The organism is Actinoplanes sp. TFC3 (assembly GCF_001553785.1).
Classification (GTDB): domain Bacteria; phylum Actinomycetota; class Actinomycetes; order Mycobacteriales; family Micromonosporaceae; genus Actinoplanes.
On record NZ_LOJP01000009.1, the window covers coordinates 16,162 to 36,067 of the forward strand.

10 protein-coding genes are annotated in these 19,906 nt (G+C 69.9%); 1 reads left to right on the top strand and 9 read right to left on the bottom strand.

Going from position 1 to position 19,906, the window contains the following annotated elements; translation table 11 throughout:
- Nucleotides 1-11 precede the first annotated feature (11 nt).
- The 7 genes from TFC3_RS40610 to TFC3_RS33405 all read right to left on the bottom strand — a co-directional run bounded on the left by TFC3_RS40610 (nt 12) and on the right by TFC3_RS33405 (nt 7,492).
- The gene (locus tag TFC3_RS40610; protein WP_201787310.1) at nt 12-296 is read right to left on the bottom strand and encodes a phosphotransferase; all 285 of its coding nucleotides are present in this window, start codon (nt 294-296) and stop codon (nt 12-14) included.
- A gap of 38 nt (nt 297-334) precedes the next feature.
- Complete coding sequence (locus TFC3_RS33380) at nt 335-1,663, bottom strand: cation:proton antiporter (RefSeq protein ID WP_067510167.1); 1,329 nt, start codon at nt 1,661-1,663, stop codon at nt 335-337.
- A gap of 135 nt (nt 1,664-1,798) precedes the next feature.
- On the bottom strand, nt 1,799-2,986 hold the full coding sequence (locus TFC3_RS33385) for an aminotransferase class I/II-fold pyridoxal phosphate-dependent enzyme (protein ID WP_161952725.1): 1,188 nt from the start codon (nt 2,984-2,986) through the stop codon (nt 1,799-1,801).
- Nucleotides 2,987-3,080: 94 nt separating this feature from the next.
- Nucleotides 3,081-4,109 carry a ParB/RepB/Spo0J family partition protein gene (locus TFC3_RS33390; RefSeq protein WP_201787311.1) on the bottom strand — a complete coding sequence of 343 codons (1,029 nt, stop codon included), beginning with the start codon at nt 4,107-4,109 and terminating at the stop codon, nt 3,081-3,083.
- 65 nt (nt 4,110-4,174) lie between these two features.
- Nucleotides 4,175-4,720 (bottom strand): flavin reductase family protein, encoded by a 546-nt coding sequence (locus TFC3_RS33395; RefSeq protein WP_153040621.1) that lies wholly within the window; start codon nt 4,718-4,720, stop codon nt 4,175-4,177.
- 96 nt (nt 4,721-4,816) lie between these two features.
- Nucleotides 4,817-6,400 (bottom strand): tryptophan halogenase family protein, encoded by a 1,584-nt coding sequence (locus tag TFC3_RS33400; RefSeq protein WP_082772734.1) that lies wholly within the window; start codon nt 6,398-6,400, stop codon nt 4,817-4,819.
- 132 nt (nt 6,401-6,532) lie between these two features.
- A complete protein-coding gene (locus TFC3_RS33405) occupies nt 6,533-7,492 on the bottom strand; it encodes a TauD/TfdA family dioxygenase (RefSeq protein WP_082772735.1) in 960 nt (319 codons plus the stop codon).
- Between the two features lie 208 nt (nt 7,493-7,700).
- On the opposite strand from TFC3_RS33405, the gene TFC3_RS33410 reads away from it, so the two are divergent.
- Nucleotides 7,701-9,407 carry a glycosyltransferase family 39 protein gene (locus TFC3_RS33410; RefSeq protein WP_161952726.1) on the top strand — a complete coding sequence of 569 codons (1,707 nt, stop codon included), beginning with the start codon at nt 7,701-7,703 and terminating at the stop codon, nt 9,405-9,407.
- 38 nt (nt 9,408-9,445) lie between these two features.
- On the opposite strand, the gene TFC3_RS33415 is transcribed toward TFC3_RS33410, so the two are convergent.
- Complete coding sequence (locus tag TFC3_RS33415; protein ID WP_067510176.1) at nt 9,446-10,669, bottom strand: MFS transporter; 1,224 nt, start codon at nt 10,667-10,669, stop codon at nt 9,446-9,448.
- On the bottom strand, nt 10,666-19,896 hold the full coding sequence (locus TFC3_RS33420) for a non-ribosomal peptide synthetase (RefSeq protein ID WP_067510178.1): 9,231 nt from the start codon (nt 19,894-19,896) through the stop codon (nt 10,666-10,668). The genes TFC3_RS33415 and TFC3_RS33420 overlap by 4 nt, the downstream gene beginning before the upstream one ends.
- Nucleotides 19,897-19,906 lie beyond the last annotated feature (10 nt).

Here is a 19,906-nt window from a genome sequence, read left to right on the forward strand (position 1 = left end):
GATCGCGTCGGTCAGCGGGGCGTCGCGCGAAGCCCATATGCTGACCTGATCAAGGCGATTTGCCGCCCAGCCTCAGCTGGATCGGTGCGACCTGGGCCGAGATCAAGAAATTGCCAGCAAAGATGGGCCACGTCGTGGATCCGGGCGCCGGGAGCGGCCAGGTCCCAATCCAGGAACGCCACGGGGTTGTCGCCGTGGTAGATGGTGTTGCGCGGCGATAAGTCGTTATGGCAGGCGACCTCCCCGCCTGCGGCGAGCGGGGTATCCGCGGTTAGGTCATGGAAGGCTCGCAGCACACCGTCCGAAACCGGCTCCGACCCGGCCAGGGGAATTCCTACCGCTCATCGACCGTGGCGGTGCCGGCCCAGCTGTCGTGCTTGGCTCGCCGCAGCGTCTCGGCCTCGCTCGGCTCCAGGTGGCCGATCGCCCACCGCAGCAATGGCGGCGCCATCAGCGACGTCACGATGGCAACGAGCACGATGATGGTGTAAGTGGCCGTGGTCAGGACACCGAGGCGCAAGCCGGTGAGGGCCACGATGACCTCGACCACGCCGCGGGCGTTCATGCCGGCGCCCAGCGCGACGGCCTCCCAGTGGCTGATACGCGCGAGCTTCGCGCCGAGGTAGGCACCGGCGAACTTGCCAAAGATGGCGATCACGAGTACCACGACCGCCGCAAGTGCGACGGACGAGTCGGCAAGCGCGGTCAGGTCCATCCGCAGCCCGGCAGTCGCCATGAACAGCGGCGCCAGCACCGACAGGACGATGGTCCGCAGTGGAGCAAGGTGACGTTGGTCGGCCACACCCGGCAGGCCGACGAGGATACCGATGACAAACGCACCGAAGATGGCCTCCATGCCCAGCGACTGGGTGAGGGCCCCGCCCAGAATGACGAGAACGACGGCGAACACGATGCTGGACAGGGGACCGGACCGCGCCGCGTGCTGCATGATGCGCGCGATCAGGGGTCTTCCGACCACCACGGCAAGCATTACGAAGCCCACCAGGTACAGCACTGATCGGGTGACCGCACCCGCCGTGACCCCGACTCCGGCCGCCGCCGACACGATCGACAACAGGAACCACCCGATGCTGTCGTCCACCGTTCCTGACGCGAGCGTCAACTGGGCGACGTCACGGTGCAGCAGCCGCATGTCGGTGAGCGTTTTAGCGATCACCGGGATCGCCGTCACGCACATCGCGACGCCCAGGAAGAGGGCGAACACCCAGGTCGGGATCCCGGCGCCCCGCATGTCGGCGGGCATGTACGCCCCGACAGCGATACCAAGGCCGAGCGGGATGACCAGGCCGAAGAAGCTGACCAGCACGGCGCTGATCGCCCGCCGGCGCAGCAGCGTCATGTCGAGATGGGCACCGGTCACGCCCACCAGGAGCAGGACCCCGATCTGACCGACTGCGTCGAGCAGATGCATCTGCTCACTGACCGGTGGGATCAGCCAGTTGGCGAAATCCGGGGCAAGATGCCCGATCAGGGACGGCCCCAGCACAACCCCGGTGAGCAGTTCACCGACGATGGCCGGCATACCGAAGCGCTCGGCGACCCGGCCCAGGGCGAAGGCCCCGATCAGCAGGACCGCCACCTGCAGCAGGAAGATCAGAAGGCCGTGTGCCGGTAGCGGCGGCGGGGTCTGGGCCAGAATCATGAACGCTGCCCTCCGCCGATCCGCTCGCATTCAGCCGTCCGCCCGACCAGATTCTCGGGACACAGGGTGATGGTCACAGCTTCTCCTGACGCTCAAGGTGGTGACAGCTCTCCCGGCGAGGCAGGCGGGACCCGCTCATGCTCGGCGGCCGGCGAGCGAGACGAGCGTGTCGGCGACGACACGGATCCCTTCGCGGACCGTCGCCTCGTCGGCGGTGATGGACAGGCGCAGACACTGGGTGGCGTGTCGGCCCACGCCGTCCGGGTCGGGGAAGAAGTGCCGCCCGGGCACGGCGACGACGCGCCGTTCCTTGAGCCGGGCATACATCTTCGCGTCGTCGAACCAAGGTTCGTCGATCCACAACCAGCAGAACATGCCGCCGTCGCCGGTGTGCAGACGCCAGTTCAGGTCGTCCGGCAGGTACTCGTGGAGCAGGTCCTCCGCGTTGCGCCGGCGGGCGGCGTAGTAGGGCTGGACCACTGCGGTGGCCAGCTCGTCGAGGCGCCCGGTCTCCAGCGCCCGGGCCAGGATGAGTTGGGGGAAATGAGGCGCGTGCAGCGCCGAGTTCGCGATCACGGCGACCATCGCCGAGATCTGCTCGGGTGCACCGACCGCGAATCCAAGCCGCTCCCCCGGAAGGCCGGCCTTGGACACCGAGAAGCAGTTGATGACTGCCGGATGCCACAACGGCGGCGCCGACGTCCGCGCCACCCGAGGAAATGGCTGCCCGTAGGCGTTGTCCACGACCAGCACGGCGTCGTTCGCGTCGGCGGTCGCCACCAGGCAGCCCATCTCGTCCTCGTCGAGGCTGCGGCCCGTCGGGTTGCTGGGGCTCGACACCAGCAGCAGGCCGATGTCGGCGCTGTCGCGCAGAGCGTCGCGGTCGAGCAGATAGTGGAAGCGGTGCCGGCCCACCGGCTGTACCCGCGGCGCGAAACCTTCAGCACCGCCGCTGTCCATGCTCATGCCCAGGTAGCCGGCGTAGTCGGGCACGCACGGAAGCACCAGCCGACGCATGCTGTCGTCGCCGGGTCCGGCGAACAGCGCGGCCGCGATGAAGCACAGCATCTGGCTACCAGGCCCCACCACCACGTTGTGCGGGGTCAGGTTCCAGCCGTATGTCTTGGCGAAGTAGTCCACGATAACGTCGATCAGCCGGGCGTTCCCGCGGGAAGGGCCGTAACCGGCGCTCTCCGTCGCGAAGTCGAAATCAAGGGTCTGCTGGGCGAGGTCGTGCCACATGGCACCGACCTCGGGTATGAATGCAGGATTCCCGACGCCCAGATTGAGCCATCGCTCACCGGCCGACCGGGTGGTCGCCACGTCCGCCATGATGCTGCGGAGGCCTGACGTCGTCATCATGTGACTGCCACGCTGAGAAAATTTCATGGAGCAGCTCCCTCGCCGGCGGTCGCCCTCAGGCGGTGTCCGCCAGGTTCTGTTCGACATCGTCGGCGAGGCTCCGCCACATCCCGGCCAGCTCTCGGGCCAGGTCCGCGACCGTCATCCCGCAATGCGGGGGCAGGTTCGGGCCGATCTTTCCCCACTCCTCCATTCCGGCCATCTGGACATGCAGCATGCGCAGCAGGGCGCGACCGGTATCGGTGAAACGCAGGGCTGGATCAGCGGTCAGGCGCCGCACGGCCTGCATCATCGCCATCCTGCTACGGCCCGTAGACGGCTGAGCGCCCGAGGACGCCGTCTTCGCATCGGATGCCAGCCGGGCCAAGGTGCCCGGTTCGCGGGGCCGCGAGCCGTTGGGCACCGGCTCCTCCCCCAGCTGGAGACGATTGCGGACATCACGAACCGTTTCCGGCGAGATCCCGACCTCGCGGGCGATCTGCCGCAGGGACATGCCGGGGTTCGCGATCATTAGCTTCGACGCCGCGATCCTGCCCTGCGCGCCGTTGACCGGCCGTGACCTTCCGTCCTGACCGACACGGACCTCCGCCGTTACGCCACCCGCCTGCCGCACGTCGGCCACGGTCCGCGGGTCGAGCCCCGCGACCGAACCGATCATCCGGTTCGACCAGTGCGGATGCGTGGCGATGATCCGGGCGGCCGCGTGGCGCCGGTCGGCCAGCGGCAGCGGCAGCCCGTGCGCGACGTTCGCCCTGACCGCCAGCACGAAGGCGTCGGCGGCGCTGCCCTCGAAGAATCGCACTGAGATGCGCTCGTCGCCGCGCAACCTCGCCGCCTGACAGCGGTGCAGTCCGTCGATCACCTGCATCGTCTCGCGGTGAACGGTAATCGGCGGTACCGCATCGCCGGCGGCCAGCAGATGCTGGACGTGCTCGGCGTTCTCCCCCGAGAGGCGCGGCGTGTCGCCGATCCGGAGCTCGCCGATCGGAATCGGCACGACGGGGCCGAGGACCGGCATCCGCGATCCGCCGGGCGAGAATTCGAGCAACGTACCGGTTTCCTTGTCCTGAAGCGTCGAATCCATGGCCAGCCTTTCCCCGTTGTGCGAACCACTGACAGAAATGCCTGGTCTGCGCCACCAATGGCAGGTCAGGCGACGGACCATGACGAGTACTGCCGCAGTCCGTACAGCAGCGGCGACTGGTCGACCGCCGCCGGATGCTGCACGCGGAACACCTCGCCGAACACCACGGTGTGGTCGCTGGCGGACATCGTCCCGGTGATCCGGCAGTCGGCGATCGCGTGGGCGTCATCGATCAGGTGCGGACCGGCCGCCTCCGGATCGGCCGACCAGCGCACCATGTCGAACCGATGGGGAGTCCCGGAGGCGAAAAGGTCCGCCGCCGCCCGGCCGCGGGCGTGCAGCAGGTTGACCGCCAGGGTGGAGCGGCGCAACATCGCCGTCAGAGTGGGACTGCCCGTACGCAGGCACATGAGCAGAGTCGGCGGGTCCACCGCGACGCTGCACACCGACGAGCAAGTCATTCCCCGCGGCTGACCGTCGAGGTCCGAAGTCGTCACGATGGCCACACCGCTGGGGAACGTGGACATCAGCGAGCGGAACTGCGCGGGAGTGACCGTCTGCGCCGCGGCTGCGCTCCCCGCGGCTCCACCTTCCATCATCGAATCCGTCATGTCACCTGTTCCCTTCCCCCGCCGGCGAACGCGGCCGGGAGCACAGTCGCGGCGCGAGCGCCACGGGGCCGGTCCCGGCCGCGAACTCGGCGAGGGTCATCGCGCCGCGCCCGCCTTGCGCCGCTTCGGCGGCAGACCGTGCAGGTGGGCGAAGTACTCGTACTGGCTGGGCAACTTCTCGACCAGCGCGCTCGCCTGGTCGGCCACCAGCCGAAACTCCCGGTCCGCCGCGGTGCCGTCGAGCTTGCCGAGCACGGGCAGCGGCCGTGTCGGCAGCCCGCCGAGGCCGAGGATGATCGCCCGGTAGGAGTACGACTCGAAACCGTGGTAGTACGGGTAGATCGAGTCCTGGTCGGGCAGCTTCACCTTCCACTGCTCCAGGCGCTCAGCCATACCGTCGGGGAGCTCCCGAGTCTTGGTGTCCCTCCAGTACTGGTTGTCGGCGCGGCCGGAGGCGTACCAGTGCAGCACCATGAACTCCCGCAGGCCGTCCATCACATGTGCGGCCTGCCGGTTGTAGGTCTTGCGAAGCTGGTCGTCGACTGCCTCGTCACCGACCGGGAAGTTCTTCACCAGCCGCTCGATGCCGTTCTGGATGATGAAGATGCCGGTGGACTCCAGCGGCTCGACGAATCCGTTGGAGAGGCCGACCGCCACGCAATTCTTGACCCATGCACGCTCACTGCGACCGATGCGCATCTTGATGTGGTTGGCGCTGACGTCGTCCGCCGCGGGACCGACGAACTCGCGCAGCGTACGTTCGGCCTCTTCCGGCGTGGCGTAGTCGCTGGCGTACACGTAGCCGGTGCCGAGCCGCTCGAAAAGGGGGATCGTCCAGATCCACCCCGCGTCCTGGGCATGCGCGGTGGTGGCCGGGCGCAGACCGTGCTCGGCCATGTCCACCGGTACCCGCAGCGCCACCGCGCTGTCGTTGGGCAGATGGTTCTGGAACGAGATGAACGGCTCGCCGAGCGCCTTGCTGATCAACATGCTCCGGAAGCCCGTGCAGTCGATGAAGAGGTCGCCGTGGACGTCTCCCTGCTCCCGGGTGCGCAAGAAGTCGATGGCGCCGCGGTCGTCCAACACGACGTCCACCACGTCGTCGAGGATGTGCCGTACCCCGCGCTCGACACCGAAGCGGGTCAGGAACTTCGACAGCAGCGTCGCGTCGAAGTGGTAGGCGTACGGGAACTGGGTGTTCTGCTCGGTCAGCGTGGTGCGGTACTCCTCGCCACGCTCGAACGTGCTGTCAAAGAGGGCGCCGTCCAGATAGCGCGGTGAACTCTCCGCGTCGCACATCGATGCGATCAGGAACGAGTCCCGGTCGAAGCGCTCGGTCGGCTTCTTCTCCAACCACCAGTCCGTGAGCGGGAAGCCGTCTACGACACGGTTGCGCTCGAACGGGTGGTAGAACACATCCCCGCGCTCACGCCAGCCCTCGAACCGGACGGCCAGCTTGTAGGTGGCGTGGCACTCCGGCATCCACTCGCGCTCGTCCAGACCCAGGTAGTTGAAGAAGTGCCGGATGGTGCTGAACGTGGCTTCTCCCACCCCGATCGAGGGCACGTTCTTCGATTCCACCAGGGTCACCGACACCCGGTCACCGAATGCCGCTTTCAAGTAGGTCGCCGTCATCCAGCCCGCCGTACCACCACCGACGATGACCACGCTGCTAGCCATGCACGCCCCCCAGATTGCCGCTCATGAATGTTTCTGTTCGAGCCTGTCGAAATGGCCGGTGCGCAGCCATCTCTTTGACCGACGAGTGAAATTGGGCGGTCACGCGACGGATCCGCACCGCCGGGAGCGGGTTCACGAGATGACCCGGGACCGGACTCCGGTCGACAGGAACACCCGGCGGATGTCGCGGATGAGGTTGACCCGCTTCAGCCACCGGTCCTTGCCGTCGTACCGCGGCTCGAATGGGTCGCGACCGTGCACGACGCGGTAATTGTCGAGAAATATGGCGTCCCCGGGCTCCAGGACGACCCTTTCCACCGCGTCGCACATGTGCCTGTAGAGCTCCTTGATGGCATCCCGCGCGGCATGGTCGTCCTCGTCCGCGGCGAAGGTGTCGTCGAAGTCGATCCGCAGGTAACACGAGCCGGGCGGCCCGAACATGATCGCGTCGAGGTCCGCCACGTCGGCCGAGTGGCCGTGCGGCCCGACGTGCGACTGGTCCGGGCGGTGCCGAAACCTCTTCTCGGCGAGGATCCCGGACAGTGGCGCCGGAAGGTCGAGCCGGTCGGCTCGCACCACGGTGGTGCCGACCCGTTCCGGGTTGCGCAGGCAGAAGAGCGCCACGTAGTCGCAGCGGCACTGGTGGAAGGCGTCCTCAGTGTGCAGTGACAGCGGTGCGGTGCTACTGCCACTGGTCTCCGAGCGTTCCATGCCCGGTGTCGGGCACACGTCGTGCACGATCCGTCCGTCCTGCTGGTTGCCCCAGGCGAACGGCTCACCGAGGGCGGCACTGCACAGAGCGAGCACCACCTCCTCCCGGCGACCGGCGCCGGTCTTCTGTGCCATGTCCCAGCCGGTCGGCGTCGCATCGAGGTCCGGACTCAGCGGTAGCCCCGACAGCACCGCCACATCGGACTCCTCGGACTGGATCTGCCGGAAGAACTGGCGGACCCGCAGGGGCAGCGACTCGGCCACCGTCTTGGCCTGCGTCACGAACTGCACCGGGTCCCAATGGCCGTGCTCGGCGAGCACATCGTCGACCAGCCGTTCGATGTGCCGGCGCTCGTCGGGTGCGATGGTCAGCCTTTTCACGCAAATCGTCCTTCCATTTCGTCGACCGGCGATCCGGCCGGCGCCGCGCCGGGTGATGATCGGTCGTCCCGAGCCTGGCCAGACCGCCGCCGTGCGGCCATCTCTTTGACCGACGGGTGAAATGGGTCGGATCCGCCGGCCGACGCCGGCCGCGCCGGCGAGGAGCTGGGCAGAGGCCCATCTGCGCTGCCAGACGGGGTTGCCGACCGTGGCGCCGGCCGGTACGAGCCCGGCGGAGCTCGTCGCGACTTCTCCTATAATTCAACCTGGTCGCCTGTCCGTGGATTCGACGAAGACAATCCGAATCGACGAATCCACGGAAAGAAAAGGGTATGAATCAATGGCGACCTTGACCGGGAACTCCTCGGCCTCGACCCGACGGGAGCCGGCGGCTGTTCCCGTGCTGAATCGGCGGCCATTGCTGGCCGTGTCCGCCGCGGTCGGTATGGTGCTGCTGGCGCTGTCGTGGCGGCACGGGTACCACGTCGACGAGCTGTACAACCGGGTGACCGGGCAGCACCTGGCCTGGGGGTACGTCGACCAGCCTCCGCTGGTCTCGCTGATCGCCAGGCTGGAGCTCCTGGTGTTCGGCGACACGCTCACCGGGCTGCGCGTGATACCGGCGCTGCTGACCGGAGTGGTGGTGTGGGTGGCCGGCCTCATCGCCCGGGAGCTCGGCGGCCGCGGTGGCGCCCAGGTGTTCGCCGCTGCCGCGACGGGCGCGTCGCTCGTCACCCTCAACGCCGGGCACGTGCTCACCACGAACGGTCCTGACCTGGTCACCTGGGTGGTGGTGAGCTGGCTGTGGATCCGCCTGCTGCGGACCGGCGACGGCCGGCTGTGGCTCGCCGTCGGCGCGGTCACCGGCGTGGCTCTGCTTACCAAGAACCTCATCGTGCTGCTACTTCTCTCGCTGCTCGTGGGCGTGCTGGCGGTGGGCCCGCGGCAGATCCTGCGCAGCCGGTGGCTGTGGGCCGGCGCCGCACTCGCCGTGCTGATCGCCGCACCCTCGGTGGTGTGGCAGATCGTGCATGGCTGGCCCCAACTGGAGATGAGTGCGGCTTTGTCGAAGGCTCTGGGATCGGCCTCCCGCTTCGCCTTCGTACCGTTTCAGCTCCTCCTGATCGGCCTCTTCCTCGCTCCGGTGTGGATCTGCGGACTGGCCGCTCTGCTGCGCCGCACGCAGTGGCAAACGTACCGGTCGGTCGGGGTGGCCTACCTGTTCATGGCGGCGCTGCTGATCGCAATCGGAGGCAAACCCGAGTACACCGGCGGTCTCCTACTGGTGCTGCTGGCGGCAGGTTCCGTGGTTTTGCAGGGATGGGCTCACACCGCCGCACGCCGCTCGCTGGCCGGCACCGCCCTGGCGTTCAACATGGCGATGTCGGCCGTGCTCATGTTGCCGGTGCTGCCGATCGCGGTGTACGGGTCGAACCCGGTCCTCAAGGAGCTCGGGGTCTTCCAGCTCGACCAGTCAGGTTGGCCCCAGCTGGCCGCACAGGTGGCCGCAGTGCACCGGTCGCTGTCGCCCGAGGACCGCGCGCACGCCGTCATCTACGCCAACCACTACGGCTTGGCGGGCGCCCTGGACCGGTACGGGCCGGCGAACGGTCTACCAGCCGTCTACAGCGGACAGAACTCTTATGCCGCCTTCGGCCGGCCCGCCGACGACACGAACGTGGTCATCGCGGTCGGCGTCAACCGTGACACGTTCGATGCCCTGTTCGCGAGTTGCGAGCCGCGCGGCACGTTCGAAATCGACCTGCCCGTCGCCGACCGGGGTGCAGGCTTCCTGGTGTGCCGCGGTCCCCGCCAACCGTGGTCGCGGCTGTGGTCCGAGCTGACCTGGATCGGTTTCCAGTGTCCGTACACGGCTGAGGCCATCACCGCCGACAGCAAGAAGGGATGCTGGTAGGCCGGGTAGTTCCGGTGAGGGGCCGCGATCGCGGCCCCTCACTTCAGCGTCGGGAACCGGCGCAAGGTCGGGCTCAACAGGGTGCCCACGGCGCCGACGGCCATGCTGACACCGCAGATCAGCAGGCTGCTGCGGCTGTTCCCACCGGTCATCAGCAGACCGCCCACCAGCGGGCCGATCGCGCCCGCGCCACCCGCGAAGAGCCCGACGATGCCGCTCAGCCGGCCACGCAGCTCATCGGGGGCGACCGTGATCTGGTACGTCATGACCGTCGTGAACGCGGTGGGGATGAAGAAGGCGATCCCGCCGAGCAGCACGCCGGTCAGCACCCCGGTCGGTACCTGGGCCATCACCAGCGTCAGCGTCGCCGCGATCCACGGGAAGCCGATCAGCACGGCAGGCCCGGGCACCGCGGCGTGCAGCCGACCCGCGACCGCCGCACCCAGCAGCCCACCGGCACCGAATCCGATCATGATCACGCCGAGCTCGCCCGGCGGCATGTCGCGGTCACCCGACGCCGCCAGCACAATGATCAGCAGGGCGGAGATGAACAGCTCACACGCGATCAGCCAGAGCAGCGTCGACCTGATCACGCGGTGCCTCAGCACCCACCGGAACCCGTCGGTGAGCATGCTCGTCGACCCGGGCCCCGGCACCAATACGCGCCGGGGAAGGCGGAGGAAACACAGCACGGCGCAGGACGCCACGAGCAGGACGGAGGCCACGGCGAACGGGGTTCTCGGATCGGCGGCGAACAGCAAGCCCGCGCTCGCCGGGCCCGCCAGTGTGGCGACGTAGCGACGTACGGTGTTGCGCGCCACCGCCGCCGACAGCTGCGCCTCGGGCACCACCTGCGGGAGCGCCGCGTGCTCGGCCGGGTCGAAGGCCGCACTCAGCAGGCCTTCCGCGACCGCGACGACCAGGACCAGCGGCATGGAGAAATGCCCGGTAAACAAGGCAACCGCGAGGCCGCCCAGCGCCACCGCCCGGGCACACTGGCACACCAGCATGACCAGCTTGCGGTCGAAGCGGTCCACCAGCACGCCCGCCGGGAGGTTGGCGATCATGCTCGCCGCTCCGACGACGGCCGTGACGGCACCCATCCACAGCGCGGAGCCGGTGGCCGTCAGCACCATCAAGGGAAACGCGATGAAGCTCAGTTGGCCGACCAGTTCGGAGACCAGTTGGCTCCCCCACAGCACGTGGTAGTTCCGGTTGCGCGACAGCGGCGGCGCATGACCAGAATTCACTTCGGCGGTCATTGCTCGTTCCCGCCGGTACGCCAGAGCAACCGCCCCGCGAGCTGGAGCAGCTCCACCCCGCCCGTGCCCGGGTCGCGGACGAACCGGCCCGTACGGGGCAGCCCGGCGCCCTCGGTGGTGAACCGCAGGTCCGTGCGACACATCAGCTCCGAGCGCGGCCCGGAACCGACGGCCAGGGTGAGTCCTCGGGCGCCGGACTCGACCACGCAGTCCCAGTCGCCGTTGGCGTAATGCCCCGCGCAGTCGGCGGGCCCGGCGACCGGCTCCCCCGGCTCGGACAGCACCCGCATCGAGTAGTTGGCCACGTCGATGCCGGCCGTGCGGAGATCGGCGAGGAGGTCCTCCCACAGCCCGAGTCCGGTGTTCGCATTGGTGTTCAGCGCGACGGCCGTCCCGGTGACCGGGTCGAAACGCAGGTGCGACCATGTGCCGTCGCCGCTGCCGTCGTGGCCGTTCCAGTCACCGCCGGCGCCGCGGTACACCGACCAGCCGAGCCCCCAACCGTCGGCCAGGCCGAACGGTCCGACGGCGAGGTCACCGGTCCGGTCCTGGAGCATCGCGCCAGCCGCCGCGGGGGCCAGCACCCCGGACCTGGCCGGGTCGTGCACGCCGGCCAGCCGTACCAGATCGGCCGCCGTGGCCACCAGCCCCGCGGCGGGTTCGTCGATCGCGGAGAAGGACTGCTCGGGCACGGTGAGCACGCGGCCGTTCACCACGTGCCCCTGCGCGCCCGGCTGCGCGTCGGACGCCACCGAGATGCCGAGTGGGCGCAGCACCGTCGACTCCACCGCCGTCCGCCAATGCATGCCGGTCAGCACCTCGACGACCCGGCCCGCGAGCACATAGCCGAAGTCGGAGTAGGAGAACGCCGTTCCCGGTGGGTGCAGCACGGCGGTCCGGTCGCCATGACGTTCGACCCACTCGAGCCGGTCCGCACTCGGCACCCGTTCCTCGACCCCGGCGATGAGGCCCCCCGTGTGGCTGAGGAGTTGCCGAGGGGTCACCCGGCCGACCGGGCCCACGGCGGACAGCTCCGGCAGGTACGCGCCAATCGGGGCGTCGAGGTCGAGGCGCCCGCCGGCGGCGAGCAGGTGTACGGCCAGCGCCGTCACCGCCTTGGTGAGGGAGGCGACCGGGAACGTGGTGTCCGCGGTGACCGGGAGGCCGGTTCCCGCGACAAGCTCCCCCGTCTCTACCACGATCAGCCGGCCCTGGTGGCGTACGGCGAGCTGGGCGCCCGGAACCTCGTGGGCGCGCGCCAGCTCGGCGAGCCGGGCGGACAGGCCGGTCAGCTGTCCTGCCCGGCTGATCCGGGCCGAACGCCCGGAGCCGGCCTGCCGCCCGGGCACGGAGGTCTGCCCGGGCGGCGTCACGCCCAGGAGGTCCGCAGCCCGCACGGCCACCGCAGCCAGGCGTTCCACGGTCGGGTGCAAGAACAGGTCCGTCGGCACGATGTGCCACCCGGCACGCCGAGCCCGGTAGACCACCTGGACGCTCACCACCGAGTTGCCGCCCAGGTCGAAGAAGCTGGCGGTCACGTCGATCCCGTCGACCGGCCGGCCCAGCACCTCCGCCCAGATCGCGGCCAGCACGGCCTCGGCCTCGGTGCGCGGTGCGACCCGCGGCGCGTCGGTGTCGGCCACTGCGCCCGGAGCGGGCAGCATCCTCCGGTCGACCTTCCCGCTGGGTGTCAGCGGGAACACGTCCATGACCACAAACAGTGCGGGCACCATGTAGCCCGGCAGGTATTGCCGCAGATACGCCTTCAGCTCCGCCGTCGCGGGGACGGTGTCCCGGGCCGGCGCGACGTACGCCACCAGTTGCTTGTCACCAGGGGTGTCCTCGCGCGCCACCACCACGGCCGAGCCCACCTCCGGGTGGGCGCCCAGCACCGTCTCGATCTCGCCGAGTTCGATCCGGAAGCCCCTGACCTTGACCTGGTCGTCGACTCGGCCGACGAACTCGAGCAGGCCGTCGGCCCGCCACCGGACCACGTCACCGGTGCGGTACATACGCTCGGCGGGCGGCCCGAACGGGTCGGCCACGAACCGGCCCGCGGTCAGGGCAGGGCGGTTCGCGTAGCCCCGCGCAACACCCTCACCGGCGATGTAGAGCTCCCCCGGCACGCCGGGCGGAACCGGCTGGAGACCGTCATCGAGCACGTACACCCGAGTGCCGGCGATCGGCCTGCCGATGGGCGGTGCACCGGTCTCGCCGCGTGTCAGCTCGGCCGCGGTGGACCAGATCGTGGTCTCAGTGGGCCCGTACACGTTCGTCACCGACGGCGACCCGGCAGTCAGGGCCCCGGCCAGCTCCGCCGGCAACGCCTCGCCGCCGACCAGCACCCGGATGTGGGCGAGGACGTCCGGGGCGCCCTCGACCACGCCGCGCCACAGACTCGGCGTCGCCTGCACCACCGTGATGCCCTCGTCGTGGACCAACCGCCGCAGTTCCTGCGGGTCGTGCACCAGCTCCTTGGCCGCCAGCACCACGGTCGCACCGCTGATCAGCGGCACGAACAGCTCGAGGTGCGCAATGTCGAAGCCGACGGTGGTCACGGCCAGCAGCCGGTCGTCCGGGGTCATCGAGGTCCGGGCCCGCATGTCGAGCACAAAGTTGGCGAGGTTGGCCCGGCTGATCACCACACCCTTCGGCTTGCCGGTGGACCCGGACGTGTAGAGCACATAGGCGGCGTTCGCCGGGCCCGGCGGTACGGCTGGCTCCGGCTTGGTGGCCGGATGGCGGGCCAGCGCGGCGGCGACGCCCGGCTCGGTGAGCGAGAGGGACGGCCCCGCCGGCAGGTCGATCGTGATCCCGTCGGCGGTCAGCGCCAGGACCGGGGCCGCGTCGCCCACCATTAGGGCCAGGCGTTCGCGCGGATGGTCAATGTCCAGCGGCAGGTAGGTCGCGCCCGCCTTCAGCACCGCCAGCATGGCCACCAGCAGCTCGGGCGTCCGCGGGCAGGCCAGGGCGACGATCTGCTCGGGGCCGATCCCCATTGCGATCAGGTGATGGGCGAGCCGGTTCGCGCGGGCGTCCAGGCCGGCGTAACTCAGCACGGCATCCCCGCACACCAGCGCAGCCGCCTCCGGAGTCGCGGCGGCCTGCCGTTCGAACAGCTCGGTCACGGTGGCTGGCCCCGTCGGGCGGAAGGTGGCGTTCCATTCGCGGAGCAGGAGGTCCCGCTCGCCGGCGGGCAGCAGGGGTAGCCGGGCGATCGGGGCGTCGGCGTGATCGGGGAAAGAGTCGAGCACAGTCGCCAGGCGTTCGGCGAGCGGTTCCACGGTGTCCGCGTCGAACAAGCGTGGGTCGTAGCCGATACGTAGGTGCAGCTCGTCGGTGGTGAAGGCGGTCAGTGTGAGGGCATAGTTGGTCTCCTCCGCGCCGGTGCTCTCGCGCACCACGAGCCCGTGCCGGGCGGCGGCGTCCCGGTCGTACGGGAAGCTCTCGAAGATGACCAGGCTGTCGAACAGGCCCGACTCCCGCGGGACCTCGCTCCAGCCGCGCACCTGCGCCAACGAGAGGTGCTCGAACTGCCGGGCTTCGGCCTGCTCGTCCTGCATCCGCCGCAGCCACGACACGAGATCCCGGCCACTGTCGACGGTTGTTCGTACGGGCAAGGTGTTGATGAACAGGCCGACGATCTCGTCCGCCCCCGCCAACTCCGCGGGCCGGCCGGACACTGTCGCGCCGAAGCACACGTCGCGTTCGCCGCTGTGCCGCGCGAGCAGGAGCGCCCAGGCACCCTGCACAACAGTGTTCATCGTCAGCCGGGCGTTCCTGGCGAACTCGTAGAGCCGGTGCGCACGGTCGGCGGGCAGCCGCAGATCCACGTCGCGGGTGGACCGCGAGCCGTGCGCGGCCAGCGGTGCCCGGTCGAACGGTAGCGTTGTGGCCGCCGTGAAGCCGGCCATGGTACGGCGCCAGTACGCCTCGGCGGCCGCGGCGTCCTGCTCGGCCAGCCACTGTACGTATTCGCGGTACGGCCGGCGTGGCTTCGGGGCGGGGGCGGGCGCGCCGCCAAGCGCGGCGTGTTCCTCGAACACCTGCGCCAGCACGTCGGCGAAACTCCACCCGTCCAGCAGCAAATGGTGGGAGGACCAGAACAGCCTGACGCTCGTCCCCGAGAGCCGCGCGATCGTGAGCCGCATCAGCGGCGCCTCGGACAGGTCGAGTTCCAGCGTCGGCAGCGTCTTCCACAGCGACTGCGACCGCGCCTCCCTGTCTTCGACGGGCAGATCGCTCCAGTCGAGATGGGTCACGGGCAGCCGCACGTCACGGTGGACAACTTGGAGCGGGGCGTCCGCCTCGATCCCGGTCACGGCGGTCCGCAGGATCGGAGTGCGATCAACGACCCGCTGGAACGCGTCGGCCAGCCGGCGCGGCTCGTCCACCCCGTCGAGCACTGCGGCGAAGTGGGTGAGGTACACGTCGCCGTCGTCGTCGAGGGAGTGGAACAACATGCCGCTCTGCATCGGGGTGAGCGGATAGATGTCCTCCACCGAGCGGCCGTCGCCGGCGATCCGGTCCACCGCCGCCTGATCGAGCCCGGCCAGCGGGAAGTCCGACGGCGTACAGCCGCCGGCGCCGGGCCGGGTGCAGTGCTCGACGATCTGCTCCAGCGCGGCGTGGAACGCCTCAGCCAGCCGCGCGATGGTCTCCTGGTGGTGGACATTGCCGGAATACTCCCAGCTGAATTCCAGCTCGCCGTCGCGGACCATGCCGGTGACATCGATCAGGCACTGCCGGGGCTGTGCGGCGCCGCGGTCGGGCACCGGGCTGTCACACCATCCCCGGAAGAGCCCGGCGTCGCCCGAGTCGGTGCCGGCATCAAAGCGGCCATGATAGTTGAACCCGACCTGGCATTGTCCGCCCCGCTCCACCGCACCCGGCTCGCCGAGATAGCGCAGGGCGTCATAACTCAGACCACGCGACGGTACGGCGCGCAGCTGCTCCTTGACAGCCTTCAGGCTGTCACCCCAGTCCCGGTCGTCGGGCAGCTCAAGCGCCACGGGAAACACTGTGGTGAACCAGCCGACGGTACGCGTGAGGTCGACGTCGCTGAACAGGTCCTCGCGTCCGTGGCCTTCCAGCTCGACCGGCACAGTGCCGCCGGTCCAGTCGCGCAGCACCCGGGCGAGGGCGCTGAGCAGCACGTCGTTCACCTGCGTCCGGTACGCCTCCGGCACCTTGCGCAGCAGCGCGTCGGTGTGGTCAGCCCCCAGCCGCCGGGTCAGGGTACGCGCGGAGCCCACGGTGTTCGGCCCGTGGCGGTCGACCGGCAGCTCAGCCGACTCCGCGATGGCGCGCTCGGCTCGGGCCCAGTACTCCCGATGCGCATCAAAACCGCCCTCGGCCACCAGAGCGGTGAGACGGCGCGCCCAGTGCTGGAACGACGTGGACTTCGCACCCAGGTCGGCTTTCTCGCGGCCGGCCACCTGCCGGTGCGCGGTTTCCAGGTCGGCCAGGATGACCCGCCAGGACACCGCGTCCACGACGTAGTGGTGGGCGGCAAGGAACAGCCGGGGCGACCGGTCGCCGCCCGAGGTGAACAGCACGCCCCGCAGCAGTGGACCGGTACGGACGTCGAATCCTGTCTGCACCGCGGTGATCGCCGTGCGCATCGCCTCGTCCCGAGCGGCCGCGTCGAGGCCGGCCAGGTCGACGGTCTCGAACACGTCGCCGTGCTCCTCGGCCGCGTTGTACTGCCGCCACGTCCCGCCGACCCGCTCGACCCGGAGCCGGAGAGCGTCGTGGTGGTCGAGCATGGCCGTGAACGCCGCGCGCAACGCATCGGCATCAACGGCGGCGTCCACCTCGAGGAACAAGGACTGGTTGAAGTGGCCCGGCGCGTCCGGGAACTGCTCGAAGTACCAGTGCTGCATGGGCGTCAGCGGCACCGGTCCGGTGACCGGGCCCTGGTCGGCGCCGGCCTCGGCCACCACGGTGACCTCGCCCGCCAGCTCGGCGATGGTCTGCCGGTGGAACATCTGCCTGGTGGTCAGCCGGAGGTTCGAGCGCCGGGCCAGCGACACCACCTGGAGGCTGAGGATCGAGTCACCGCCGAGGTTGAAGAAGTTGTCCTCGATGCCGATCCGAACGGTCTCCACGCCCAGCACCTTCGCCCAGACGTCGACGAGCGTGGCTTCCACCAGGGTGCGCGGCGGGACACGGCGGGACGGATCGGCGGGAGACTCCGCCACCTCGGGCAGGGCACGCCGGTCCAGCGTCCCGTTCGGGGTCATCGGCAACGCGTCGAGGGCCACGATCGCCGAGGGCACCGCCTGGCTCGGCAGGTGCGCGGTCAGGAACTCCCGGAGATCGGCGAGTCCGGGCGCCCGGTCGCCCGCGGGCACCACGTAGCCCACCAGCCGGACGTGGCCCGAGTCGCCTTTGCGCGTGGCCGCCGCCGCGGCCGCCACCTCGGGGTGGCGCGCCAGCACGGTCTCCACCTCACCCAGCTCCACCCGGAAACCGCGGATCTTGACCTGGTCGTCCGCGCGGCCGAGGAACTCCAGGTTGCCGTCGCCGCGCCAGCGGACCATGTCCCCAGTCCGATAGAACGCGCCGGTACCCGGCCCCATGACGTCCCGGGGAAACCGCTCGGCTGTGAGCTCAGGCCGCCGCCAGTACCCCTGGGCCACGCCGCCGCCGCCGATGAACAGCTCGCCGGCCACGCCGATCGGTACCGGGCGGCCCACCGCGTCCACGACATATGCGCTGGTGTTCACCATCGGCTTCCCGATCGGGACGAACGCCGAGGGCTCAACCGGATCGCCCCGCAGCGCGAACACCGTCGAGTCCACCGTCGTCTCGGTGGCGCCGTACGCGTTGACCACCAGCGTGTCGGGGCCGACGTGCTCGAGAAGATCGGCGCAGTCGCCGGCCAGCCAGCCCTCGGCGCCCAGGGAGAGCAGCCGCAGCGACGCCAGGGCGTCGCTGTCCCGTCCGGCCAGCTCGGCGGTGACTGCCCGGGCCAGCGACGGCGTGGTGGCCAGGATCTGCGGCCGGACGGCGGCGATCAGCTCCACCAGCGCGGGCGGGTCGGTCACCACCTCCGCCGGGCACACCACGAGCTCGCCGCCGAAGAGCGCGGAGAACAGGAAATCGCCGAAGAACAGGTCCACGCCGAAGCTGGCCACCGACAGGCAGCGGCCGCGGATCTCGTCGAGTCCGTATCGGGCGTTCCAGGCGCGCAGGATGTGGTGCACGTTCCGGTGGCTGATCAGGACGCCCTTGGGCCGGCCGGTCGTACCCGACGTGTAGATCACGTAGACGAGGTCGTCGACAGTGACCCCGGTATCCGGCGCTGAGGTCGGCAGGGCGTCGAGCACCGGCCGGTCGCGGTCGAGGCACACCACTGTCGCGTCGTGCCCGGCGACGCGGTCCAGCACGGTGGTCTGGGTGACCACCACGGGTGCGTCGGCATCGGCCAGCATCATGCTCAGCCGTTGCGCCGGGTAGTCCGGGTCGAGCGGCACAAAAGCCGCGCCCGCCTTCAGCACGCCGAGCAGACCGACCATCGCGTCCACACCGCGCTCAAGGCACACCCCGACCAGCGTGCCCGGGCCCGCGCCCAGGCTCCTCAGGTGCCGCGCCAGCTGGCCGGCCCGGGCTGCCAGCGCGGCGAAGGTCAGTTTCTCGCCCGCGCAGCTCACCGCGACCGCGTCGGGAGTGAGCGCGGCCTGATCGTCGAACAGCTCGTGCACACACCGGGCGGGGGCGTACTCCACCGGGCGGCCGTTCCACTCGGTGAAAAATTGGTGGAGCTCGGACCCGGTGAGCATGGGCAGCGCCCGCATCGGCTCGTCCGGCCGGGCGGTGACACCGTCGAGCAAAGTCAGCAGGTGCCCGCTCATCCGCTCGATCGTCGCCGGGTCGAACAGGTCGGTGCTGTACTCGATGGAGCCGGTGAGCGTACTCCCGTGCACGAAGAAGTCGAGGGACACGTCCATCTTGGCCACGCGCATCGGCGGGGTGATCTCCGAGACCCGCAGGCCCGGCAGGTCGTCCCGGCCGTCCGGTGCGCTCTGCAGGTTGACCATCACCTGCACCAAGGGCGGCCGGCTCGGGTCGCGCTCCGGCCGCAGGACGTCGACCAGCCGCTGGAACGGGACCTCGTCGTTGGCGAACGCGTCGAGCACGGTGGAGCGGACCTCACCGAGCAGGTCGGTGAAGGACCGCGTCTCGTCGATGTGGGACCGCAGCACGACGGTGTTGCTGAAGTAGCCGATGAGGTGATCCAGCTCGGCCCGGCCACGACCCGCGGTCACCGAACCCACGGCGATGTCGCGCTGCCCCGAGTAGCGGGCGAACAGCAGTTGACTCGCGGCGACCAGGACCATGAACGGCGTCGCTCCGCAACGCGCCCCGAGTTCCGTCACCCGCTCGGCCAGCGAGCCGGGCATCGAAAATTCGTGCACCGCGCCCGTAAAGCCGCGCACCGGGGGCCGAGGGCGGTCGGTCGGCAGGTCCGCCGGGGCCAGCCCCGCCAGCTGCCTCCGCCAGTAGTCCACCTGTCCCGCCACTTCCGGCCGGGTCAGCCGTTCCTGCTGCCAGACGGCGAAGTCGGCGTACTGCACCGGCAGGTCGGGCAGCTCGGCCCGCTCCCCGCGCAGGTGCGCGGCATATCCGGCGGTGAGTTCGTCGACCAGGATGCCGATGGACCAGCCGTCGCCGACGATGTGGTGCAGGCCCAGCACGACCACGTGCTCCTCGCCGGAAAGACGGAGCAGACAGACCCGGAGCAGCGGCCCGCGACGCAGGTCGAACGGGGTGGACGCCTCCCGTTCCAGGCACCGGTCGACCTCAGCGGCCCGTTCCACCGACGACAGGCCGGACAGGTCGACGACCTCGACCGGTACGCGACCGGGCTCGTGCACCACCTGAATGCCACGGCCCTCGACCTCGCCGATGGTGGTGCGCAGCGCTTCGTGCCGGGCGACCAGACCGTCGAGGGCCGCGCGCAGCGCCTCCAGGTCGAGTTCGCCGGTCAGCCGCAGCACCCGCGGCGCGTTGTACTCGACGCTGCCGGGATCCAGCTCCGCCAGGAACCACAGCCCTTGCTGGCCCACCGACAACGGCAGTGCGCCGTCCCGGGACGCATGCGGAATCGCGCCGTCCCCAGGGGCGGGATCGGCAGCACCGGCGAGCTGCCGCATGAGGATTTCGCGCAGGTGGTCGGGAAGCGCCGCCAACCGGTCCTCGATGAGGGGTGGCAGTTCCATGCTGTTTTCT

Bases quoted from the DNA above. Each gene is read 5' to 3' on its own strand.
- TFC3_RS33380 (WP_067510167.1), bottom strand. From the start codon at position 1,663: ATGATTCTGGCCCAGACCCCGCCGCCGCTACCGGCACACGGCCTTCTG.
- TFC3_RS33420 (WP_067510178.1), bottom strand. From the start codon at position 19,896: ATGGAACTGCCACCCCTCATCGAGGACCGGTTGGCGGCGCTTCCCGAC.
- TFC3_RS33395 (WP_153040621.1), bottom strand. From the start codon at position 4,720: ATGACGGATTCGATGATGGAAGGTGGAGCCGCGGGGAGCGCAGCCGCG.
- TFC3_RS33400 (WP_082772734.1), bottom strand. From the start codon at position 6,400: ATGGCTAGCAGCGTGGTCATCGTCGGTGGTGGTACGGCGGGCTGGATG.
- TFC3_RS33390 (WP_201787311.1), bottom strand. From the start codon at position 4,109: ATGGATTCGACGCTTCAGGACAAGGAAACCGGTACGTTGCTCGAATTC.
- TFC3_RS33415 (WP_067510176.1), bottom strand. From the start codon at position 10,669: ATGACCGCCGAAGTGAATTCTGGTCATGCGCCGCCGCTGTCGCGCAAC.